Source organism: Pseudarthrobacter arbutini, assembly GCF_054510915.1.
In genome coordinates, this window is sequence record NZ_JBTNDQ010000007.1 from 212,305 (window position 1) to 220,876 (window position 8,572).

10 protein-coding genes and 1 tRNA gene are annotated in these 8,572 nt (G+C 65.1%); 7 read left to right on the forward strand and 4 right to left on the reverse strand.

Annotated elements, in window-relative coordinates; all coding sequences use genetic code 11:
- Positions 1–47 precede the first annotated feature (47 nt).
- Positions 48–266: a tyrosine-type recombinase/integrase gene (locus ACX80V_RS10375; protein WP_485843063.1), complete on the forward strand. Its 219-nt coding sequence runs from the start codon at positions 48–50 to the stop codon at positions 264–266.
- Between the two features lie 79 nt (positions 267–345).
- Here the strand turns inward: ACX80V_RS10375 and ACX80V_RS10380 are convergent.
- Positions 346–427: transfer RNA gene (locus ACX80V_RS10380), tRNA-Tyr, on the reverse strand.
- 182 nt (positions 428–609) lie between these two features.
- Positions 610–864: a hypothetical protein gene (locus ACX80V_RS10385; protein ID WP_141141292.1), complete on the reverse strand. Its 255-nt coding sequence runs from the start codon at positions 862–864 to the stop codon at positions 610–612.
- A gap of 242 nt (positions 865–1,106) precedes the next feature.
- On the opposite strand from ACX80V_RS10385, the gene ACX80V_RS10390 reads away from it, so the two are divergent.
- Positions 1,107–1,598 (forward strand): YajQ family cyclic di-GMP-binding protein, encoded by a 492-nt coding sequence (locus tag ACX80V_RS10390; protein ID WP_056344649.1) that lies wholly within the window; start codon positions 1,107–1,109, stop codon positions 1,596–1,598.
- 175 nt (positions 1,599–1,773) lie between these two features.
- Here ACX80V_RS10390 and htpX read toward each other — a convergent pair whose 3' ends face one another.
- Both htpX and ACX80V_RS10400 read right to left on the reverse strand, forming a co-directional pair.
- Positions 1,774–2,640, reverse strand: coding sequence for a zinc metalloprotease HtpX (htpX, locus tag ACX80V_RS10395; RefSeq protein WP_058931627.1), 867 nt, complete (start codon positions 2,638–2,640; stop codon positions 1,774–1,776).
- 76 nt (positions 2,641–2,716) lie between these two features.
- Positions 2,717–3,988, reverse strand: a complete 1,272-nt coding sequence (locus ACX80V_RS10400; RefSeq protein WP_485843064.1) for an MFS transporter — start codon at positions 3,986–3,988, stop codon at positions 2,717–2,719.
- A 78-nt stretch (positions 3,989–4,066) separates the two neighbouring features.
- Here ACX80V_RS10400 and ACX80V_RS10405 point away from each other — a divergent pair, with 78 nt between their 5' ends.
- The 5 genes from ACX80V_RS10405 to ACX80V_RS10425 all read left to right on the forward strand — a co-directional run bounded on the left by ACX80V_RS10405 (position 4,067) and on the right by ACX80V_RS10425 (position 8,472).
- Positions 4,067–4,831 (forward strand): hypothetical protein, encoded by a 765-nt coding sequence (locus tag ACX80V_RS10405; RefSeq protein ID WP_485843065.1) that lies wholly within the window; start codon positions 4,067–4,069, stop codon positions 4,829–4,831.
- A 30-nt stretch (positions 4,832–4,861) separates the two neighbouring features.
- On the forward strand, positions 4,862–5,344 hold the full coding sequence (locus ACX80V_RS10410) for a Fur family transcriptional regulator (RefSeq protein WP_058931623.1): 483 nt from the start codon (positions 4,862–4,864) through the stop codon (positions 5,342–5,344).
- A gap of 7 nt (positions 5,345–5,351) precedes the next feature.
- Entirely contained in the window at positions 5,352–6,839 is a 1,488-nt protein-coding gene (locus ACX80V_RS10415; protein WP_485843066.1) for a catalase, read from the forward strand.
- Between the two features lie 170 nt (positions 6,840–7,009).
- Complete coding sequence (locus tag ACX80V_RS10420; RefSeq protein WP_485843067.1) at positions 7,010–7,645, forward strand: DUF2461 domain-containing protein; 636 nt, start codon at positions 7,010–7,012, stop codon at positions 7,643–7,645.
- Between the two features lie 53 nt (positions 7,646–7,698).
- Positions 7,699–8,472, forward strand: a complete 774-nt coding sequence (locus tag ACX80V_RS10425; RefSeq protein ID WP_485843068.1) for an IclR family transcriptional regulator — start codon at positions 7,699–7,701, stop codon at positions 8,470–8,472.
- The last annotated feature ends 100 nt before the right edge of the window (positions 8,473–8,572 follow it).

The window sequence follows — 8,572 nt, forward strand, 5'->3', positions numbered from 1 at the left end:
GTCCAAACTCTTCGAGCTGATGGTGGAGAAGCTGGGCCCTCCCGCATATGCGCTTCCATGACCTCCGCCACCTCCACGCGTCTCTAATGCTGGCCTCGGGGCAGGACATGGCCATTGTGTCCAAGACCATGGGACACAGCAACAGCCAGATCACCCGCGACCTGTACGCGCACATGGTGGGAGACGCCGCCCACAACGCCGCGGAAGGTGCGTCCTCACTGCTGCCGATGTCAAAGAAAAGCCAAGGTGTGTGCTCACAAGTGTGATCACCGGGAAGTAAAAAAGACCCGCCCGCACCTCCGAAGAGATACGAACGGGTCTAAATTCCCCTAGAATCCGGGGCGGTGGCAGATGAGGGATTCGAACCCCCGTAGGCGTTGCCAGCTGATTTACAGTCAGCCCCCTTTGGCCGCTCGGGTAATCTGCCGAACTTCAAAAAGAAGATCACCCCCGGCTGCAGTGTTCAGAACGTCCGTTTCCGGGCCGTTCCGCTTCCAGTAACCGCGGGCAAGACAACTTTACAGAACTTCTGCCGAAACATCGAATCGAGGCTGCAGACCCCTGGAAATGCCGCCAGAAGCCCCGCAATTCCGCGGAAAAACCGGCGACTCAAGCGTCGCCGAGAATCCGCCCGGCCAGCCGCGCCTCGAATTTCACGGCCTGCTCCTCGGTGATCTGGTTCAGCTGGACCGCCCGCAGCAGGTCCTCGCTCACACCCTCCATGCGGGCCGACGCATCCGGGACCGGGCTGAAAATAATAGAGCCTGCCAGGGCTGCAGCGGCGACTGATGTGGCAGCAGTGGCGACAGCGCCCGCAGCTGCGGCGGTGGTTCGGGTGACGTAACGGACGGCTTTGTGTTGCATGGCTTTCCCTTCGACCTGTTTCCAACTCGTTCAACTCTGCGCTGTCCGGCTTCGTTCCCGCAGTGCGTTCGCTATGAGGGAACTGTGAATCAGGAACAGCGCCGAATCCACACCAGCGCCGAATCCACACCAGCGCCGCTCCCGCACCAGCGCCACAGGCGGGCGATCCGTATTAGGCTGGAATGCAGAGATCCACGCCCTGCAGAGCCAATGTCAGGGCAACCACCGGGACAAGGAGAATCATGGCAGGCGAGTCAACGTTCGACGTCGTAAGCAAAGTGGACAAGCAGGAGGTGGCCAACGCGCTGAACCAGGCACAGAAGGAACTGGTCCAGCGCTACGACTTCAAGGGCGTCGGCGCGGAGGTCGACTTCAGCGGCGAGAAGATCCTGATGAAGGCGAACTCGGAGGAACGTGTGCTGGCCGTGCTGGATGTCCTCCAGTCCAAGCTGATCCGCCGCGGCATCTCCCTGAAGTCCCTGGACACCGGCGAGCCTTACCCCTCCGGCAAGGAATTCCGCCTCGAAGCCTCCATCAAGGAAGGCATTGAGCAGGACCTGGCCAAGAAGATCAACAAGCTGATCCGCGATGAGGGCCCCAAGGGCGTCAAATCCCAGATCCAGGGCGACGAACTCCGCGTCTCCTCCAAGTCCCGCGATGACCTGCAGTCCGTCATGGCGCTGCTGAAGGACTTTGACGAGGCGGACCTGCAGTTCGTCAACTTCCGCAGCTAGCGGACCAAGCCCTCGTTTTCGAGGCGCAAAAATTCTGCCGCTGGCAAAAGACGCCGCCGCTACCTGAATGCGGGTAGCGCCGGCGTTTTTGCGTGTCACGGTTGATTTTCAGTGTCGCCAAAGGTGTCGCCAAATAAGGAAGTACGACGGCGGCGCCCGGGTCGGTCAGTCAGCCTCAGTTAAGCGGCCGGCCGGCAATCCGTTCCAACCGGGCAATCCGCTCCTTCATCGGCGGGTGCGTGGCGAACAGCTTGGTCATCGCCCCGCCGCGGAACGGGTTGGCGATCATCAGGTGCGAGGTGTTGACCAGCTTCTGCTCCTGCGGCAGCGGCGCGATCCGGACTCCCTGCTCAATCTTGCGCAGGGCTGAGGCGAGCGCCAGCGGATCGCCCGTGAGCTGCGAACCGTCCTCGTCGGCGTCGTACTCCCTGGTCCGGGAGATGGCCAACTGGATGAGCGACGCCGCAAACGGTGCCAAAAGGGCCATCGCCAGCATGGCCAGCGGGTTGGAGTTGCGCCGGTCGCCGCCGAAGAACAGCAGCATCTGGCCCACGGACGTGATGACGCCGGCCACCGCGGCTGCCACCGAGGACGTGAGGATGTCCCGGTTGTACACGTGCATCAGCTCGTGCCCCAGGACCCCGCGCAGCTCGCGGGCATCGAGCAGCTGCAGGATCCCTTCGGTGCAGCACACGGCGGCGTTTTTGGGATTCCGGCCGGTGGCGAACGCGTTCGGGTTCATGGTGGGTGAGAGGTAGATGCGCGGCATCGGCTGGTTGGCCCGGACCGAGAGCTCCCGGACAATCTGGTACAGCTGTGGCGCCTGGGCCTCCGTGACGGGGTAGGCCTGCATGGAACGGATGGCGATCTTGTCGCTGTTCCAGTAGCCGTACGCGGTGGTGGCCACGCCGATCAGGGCCATGATCCAGATGGGCGCTGAGCTCCGGGTATTGATCCCGATCAGTCCGCCCAGGCCCAGGAGCACCGCCCACAGTACGCCGAAGAGCGCCGCAGTTTTCAGGCCGTTGTAATGCTTGTGCACGTCCACTCCTCCACGTCGCCCCGACAAAGTCGCCCTGACAAAGTTGCCCCGACAAGTTGCCCAACAAGGCATAGCCCTATGGCACCGGGTCGCGGGCATCGTACTTCCGGAAGCCCGGCTGCAGCTGTGCCGCCAGCCAGGCCACCGCGATGCACAAAACCCCGCCCAGAAGCAGGACCCAGCCCTCACTGAGAATCTTAGTCCCGCCGCCTGCCAGCAGGTCACCCACGCGCGGCCCACCGGCCACCACCACAATGAAGACCCCCTGGAGCCGTCCGCGCAGGTGGTCCGGCGCGGCGGCCTGCAGGATGGTGTTGCGGAAAACGGCACTGATGGAGTCTGCGATTCCGGCCAGGGCGCAACACAAAGCCGCCGGGACCAGCCAAACTGTGGCCCCGCCGTCGTCCGTCCGTCCTGCCAGGAGCACCACCACACCGAAGCCCGCAATCGAGGCGCCCCAGCCCATCACCGACCACACCACGGCACTCCCCTGCCACCGGACATGGCCGAGTGGCCCCGAAAACAGGCCGGCCAGGAACGCGCCCACCGCGCTGGAGGCCAGCAGGATGCCCACCGTGGTTTCGCCGCCGCCGATCATCAGCGCACCGATGGCGGGCATCAGCGCGCGCGGCTGGGCCAGGATCATGGCCACGAGGTCGATGATGAAGGTCATCCGCAGGTTGGGCCGGGTGCCCAGGAACCGGAACCCCTCGATGACAGACCGGATCCCGGCCCGCCCGGCGCTTCCCGAGGGCGGCATGGACGGCAGCCTGAAGACCGCCCAGAGCACAAACGCGAAGCTGATGAAGTCGATGGTGTACGTCCAGCCGAAGCCCAGCCACGCCACCAGCACCCCCGCCAGCAGGGGTCCCACCGTCAAGGCCAACCCGAACGACATCATGCTGAGCGCGTTGGCCGCGGGAAGCAGTTCCTTGCGGATAAGCGTGGGGATGATGGCACTGCGGGCCGGCTGGTTGATAGCCTGGGCACCGCTTTGCAGCGCCACCAGGAGGTAGAGAATCCAGACGTTTCCCAGCTGCAGCCAGGACTGCAGCGCGATCAGGCCGGTGGTCAGCCACAGGACAGAGGTTGCCAGGAGCGCCACCGTGCGGCGGTTGTGGGAGTCGGCGATGGAGCCGCCCAGCAGGCCGCCGAACACCAGCGGCACCAGCGCAAACACACCCAGCAGTCCCACATAGAAACTGTCCTGCGTGAGCCGGTACACCTCCAGGCTCACGGCCACCAGCGTGAGCTGGCTCCCCACGGCCGAGACGGCGGAACCCAGCCAGAGCCGGCGGAAGGCCGGGCTCTCCCGGAGCGGTGTAATATCGGCCAGCAGTTTCCCCACCCTGCAACCCTAATGGCGCAGCAGTGTCCTGTTCTGTCACACACTTGGTATCCTCAGGCGGGGGAAAGGAGTCGGCTTATGCATGTGTCCAGGCGGCTGCTTTTTGCCTCGGCTTTCTGGGAGGTTGCCCGGCCCCGGACCGCCCTGAACGCCGGCCATCTCCTGATCAGGCTCACGAATCCGGCCATGGCGTTCGATCTCCGCTCCGCCACCGACTGGCTCCACTGCCACAACACCGCCCGGCAGGCCCTCGCCGAAGTTCTGGGTGCCGGCCGCTGCACCGTGGTGTTTGCGCACCAGTGGCACCCCATCGGAGCGGCCATCGGCGAACCGGAAGCGGAATCCTCCACGCCCACGTTCCATCTGTTCGGGCGCTGGGACGCCGAGCCGGTGACACCCGGCGAACAGCTGCGCCTTCCCATTCAGCGCAGGCTGCCGGCCGCAGCGGAAGAGCTCAAAGAATACGACGGCGGCCTCCGCACCGCCCTGCATCGGCTGGCTGTTGCGCGCCCGGCAGAGCCCGTCCCGCCGGTGGACGGCCCCCTCCCGGAACTCACTGCCAGGACCCCGAATTTCAAGGCGGGGGCGCACCACACCGTGCTCGCGCCGGCGTTGCCGCCGGCGCCGGGCGGTCCCGTCCTGACACCCGGCCACCTGCTGGCGCTGGCCGCGGCCGTCCAGAACCTGACAGCCCTCCGCGGCGTGACCGGGCTGAGCTGCGTGGTGCCGGAGCCCGGGCGCGGCGGCCTCGAAGTCCATGCCATGGGCCGCTCGGCAGGAGAATCCCGCAACCCCATGCAGGAATTCCTGGACCTGCCGAAGGTAAGCCAAGCCTTATTGTGATCCACTCATAATAAGTGGTTCAATAGAGGCATGACGGAACACTTTGGCGGCCACGATGCATGGGCTGCCGCCCTGCGTGCCCACGGCCGCCGGGTGACCAAACAGCGGCTCGCCGTACTGACCGCCGTCGAACATCACCCGCACTCCCCTGCGGAGAGCATCCTGGCCGCCGCGCGCACCGAACTTCCGGAGCTGACCGCGCAATCGGTATACGTGGTCCTCGGCGACCTGACCGATCTGCACATGCTGCGCCGCTTCGAGCCACCGCATTCCCCCGCCCTGTACGAAACCCGCGTCGGTGACAACCACCACCACGCCATCTGCATCAGCTGCGGCCGCGTGGAGGACGTCGAATGTGCCGTCGGGCACGCGCCCTGCCTCACGCCCCACTGGGATGAGAACTCCAAGCCGATGACCATCCAGATCGCCGACGTGATGTACCAGGGCATCTGCCAGGACTGCCAAGCGTCCCAAAAACTTCCTTCTAGAACATCCCAAGTAATCGAGAAATAGGAGAAAAATGACTGCGAACATCTCTACAACCCAGTCCGGCGCGCCCGTCACTTCCGACGCGCACGCACAGTCCGTCGGCGCCGACGGCGCCATCATCCTGACGGACCACTACCTGATCGAAAAGCTCGCCCAGTTCAACCGCGAGCGCGTGCCGGAGCGCGTAGTGCACGCCAAGGGCGGCGGCGCGTTCGGTACGTTCAAGGCCACCTCGGACATCTCCAAGTACACCAAGGCCGCGTTCCTACAGCCGGGCGTTGAGACCGAGATGCTGATCCGATTCTCCTCCGTCGCCGGCGAGAACGGCTCCCCGGACACCTGGCGCGACCCCCGCGGTTTCGCCGTCAAGTTCTACACCTCCGAGGGCAACTACGACCTCGTGGGCAACAACACCCCCGTCTTCTTCATCCGCGACGGCATCAAGTTCCCGGACTTCATCCACTCCCAGAAGCGCCTCCCGGGCACCCACCTGCGCGACGCCGACATGCAGTGGGACTTCTGGACCCTGTCCCCGGAGTCCGCACACCAGGTCACCTGGCTCATGGGCGACCGCGGCCTGCCGGCCTCCTGGCGTGAAATGCAGGGCTACGGCTCGCACACCTACCAGTGGATCAATGCCGAGGGCGAGCGGTTCTGGGTCAAGTACCACTTCAAGTCCAACCAGGGCGTCAAGACCATCTCCGGTGACCAGGCTGAAGAGCTGGCCGGCTCGGACGCGGACTTCTACATCCGCGACCTGCAGGACAACATCGCCGAGGGCAACTTCCCGTCCTGGGAACTGCACGTCCAGGTCATGCCGTACGAAGATGCCAAGGGCTACCGCTTCAACCCGTTCGACCTCACCAAGGTGTGGCCGCACTCGGACTACCCGCTGATCCACGTGGGCACCATGGAGCTGAACAAGAACCCGGAGAACTACTTCGCGCAGATCGAGCAGGCCACCTTCGCGCCGTCGAACTTCGTGCCGGGCATCGCCGCTTCCCCGGACAAGATGCTGCAGGCCCGCATCTTCTCCTACGCCGACGCACACCGCTACCGCGTGGGCACCAACCACGCGCAGATCCCGGTGAACCAGCCGAAGAACCAGGTCAACAACTACAGCCAGGACGGCGCCGGGCGTTACCACTTCAACGCCCCCTCCGTACCGGTTTACGCTCCCAACTCCTTCAACGGCCCCGCCGCAGTTGAGCCGGCTTCCCCTGCCGGCGGCTGGGAGAACGACGGCGAGCTCACGCTCTCCGCACACTCCCTGCACGCTGAGGACGGCGACTTCGGCCAGGCCGGCACCCTGTACCGCGAGGTGTTCGACGACGGCGCCAAAGCCCGTCTGCTGGACACCATCACCGGTGCGGTGGGCGGCGTGAAGAACGCCGAGATCAAGGAACGCGCCATCCAGTACTGGACCAACGTGGACGCCGAACTCGGCGCCAAGCTGCGCGCCAACCTGGGCACCGGCTCCACTGACTCCGACGCCGAGGCTGCCAACAAGATCGGCTAGTTCCTCTCCCCTGTGGTGCAACGCCCGCCCCGTCACGGTTCCGTGGCGGGGCGGACTTGTTTCCACATAGCTCTTGTTCCACACACAGCTCTTATTCCACATAGTTCCTGTTTCCACATAGGTGCCTGCCGCTCTGGCCGGGGCTGCCCGGTGGTACCTAGGATCACTGCATGAGTACATTCCAGGGCATCCCTGCAGGGGCATTCGCGTTCTACGCCGAACTTGAGCACAACAACAACCGGGAGTGGTGGCTGGAGCACAAGGACAGCTACAACACACTGGTGCGGGATCCGGTCACGGCGCTCCTGGCTGAACTGGAGCCGCGGTTCGGGCGAGGCAAGATCTTCCGGCCCAACCGGGACATCAGGTTCTCCCAGGACAAATCCCCCTACAAGACTGCCCAGGGAGCATTCGCGTCGTCCCAGGAAGGTGTGGGGTATTACGTCCAGGTGAGCGCCGACGGGCTGCTGGTGGGCGGCGGCTGCCACACCAGTACGCCGGCCCAGCTGGCCCGCTTCCGGAACTCCGTGGATGCGTCCGGCACCGGCGAATCGCTGCGGCACATCGTGGAGACCGTGGCTGCCGCGGGCTTTGCGGTGGAGGGCGAAAAACTCAAGACCGTGCCGCTCGGTTTCGACAAGGACCATCCCCGGGCGGAGCTGCTGAAGCACAAGTCGCTGTCCGCCGGCATCGAGCTGGGCCAGCCGGAGTGGCTGGATTCGCCGGCGGCGGTGCAGGAAATCGAGGCGCTGTGGGACAAGCTGCGGCCCTTGGTGGACTGGGTGGGCCGGCATGCGGCCCCGTGACGCCGTACTTCCTGTAGATGGGATCGCTCCCTATACGTGGGATAATTGGGGGCATGGAAGCTAATCCCGCAGGGGCCCGCACGCTGGAGCGCGGACTCCGCCTGCTCGACCACGTCGCTGCGGGCGCCCACCGGCTCGAAGACATCACCCAAGCCTCGGGTCTCAGCCGCTCGGCGACCCACCGCATGCTGACCACACTCGTGGCAGGCCGGTACCTCAGCCAGCAGCCGGACCACAGTTACCACCTGGGCATCAAACTGGTGGAGCTCGGCACCAAGGCGGAGGCAAAGATCAGCCTCCCCGACACCGTGCAGACCATCCTCGCCGGGATCGCCAAGACCACGCAGGACACCACGCACCTGGGCATCCTCAGCGGCGACGATGTCCTGTACCTGGCCAAGGCCCGCGGCCATCGCGGCATTGAAATGGCGTCCCGCCCCGGGGCACGGTTGCGGGCGCAGAACACCGCCATGGGCAAGGCCCTGCTGGCAGCCCAGTATGGAAATGACGAGGCCGTCCGCGCCTTCGATACCGCGGCAATCGCCACACCCCGATCCATTCAGGATGTTGACGCGTTCCGGGCGGTGCTGGACCGGGCCAGGGCGGACGGCTACGCGCTGGATGACCAGGAGAACGAACTCGGCATCACCTGCGTCGCCATCGCCATCCCGGACCTGCTCGGCAGGGTCGCGGCCGCTGTTTCCATCTCAGCCCCCAGCGTACACATGACCCCGGAACGGATTCAATCACTCGTGGCGCTGCTCCAGGACGTGCAGCCTGAGCTCAGCCGCTGCCTGCCGCCAGGATTTGAAAGGGCCTGGATCTAGCCTTTTTGTCCCTTGCGGGACGCCCGTTCCGGGCTGAAAATGTGCTTGTGGTCGCCTGCTGACGCCGTGGTTCTATGGTTCGTTGAGGCCGTGATCTAGC

What these genes read in the sequence shown, in the direction of transcription:
- ACX80V_RS10375 (WP_485843063.1), top strand. Translation starts at nt 48, where the DNA reads ATGCGCTTCCATGACCTCCGCCACCTCCACGCGTCTCTAATGCTGGCC.
- ACX80V_RS10415 (WP_485843066.1), top strand. Translation starts at nt 5,352, where the DNA reads ATGACTGCGAACATCTCTACAACCCAGTCCGGCGCGCCCGTCACTTCC.
- ACX80V_RS10405 (WP_485843065.1), top strand. Translation starts at nt 4,067, where the DNA reads ATGCATGTGTCCAGGCGGCTGCTTTTTGCCTCGGCTTTCTGGGAGGTT.
- ACX80V_RS10410 (WP_058931623.1), top strand. Translation starts at nt 4,862, where the DNA reads ATGACGGAACACTTTGGCGGCCACGATGCATGGGCTGCCGCCCTGCGT.
- ACX80V_RS10420 (WP_485843067.1), top strand. Translation starts at nt 7,010, where the DNA reads ATGAGTACATTCCAGGGCATCCCTGCAGGGGCATTCGCGTTCTACGCC.
- ACX80V_RS10390 (WP_056344649.1), top strand. Translation starts at nt 1,107, where the DNA reads ATGGCAGGCGAGTCAACGTTCGACGTCGTAAGCAAAGTGGACAAGCAG.
- ACX80V_RS10425 (WP_485843068.1), top strand. Translation starts at nt 7,699, where the DNA reads ATGGAAGCTAATCCCGCAGGGGCCCGCACGCTGGAGCGCGGACTCCGC.
- ACX80V_RS10385 (WP_141141292.1), bottom strand. Translation starts at nt 864, where the DNA reads ATGCAACACAAAGCCGTCCGTTACGTCACCCGAACCACCGCCGCAGCT.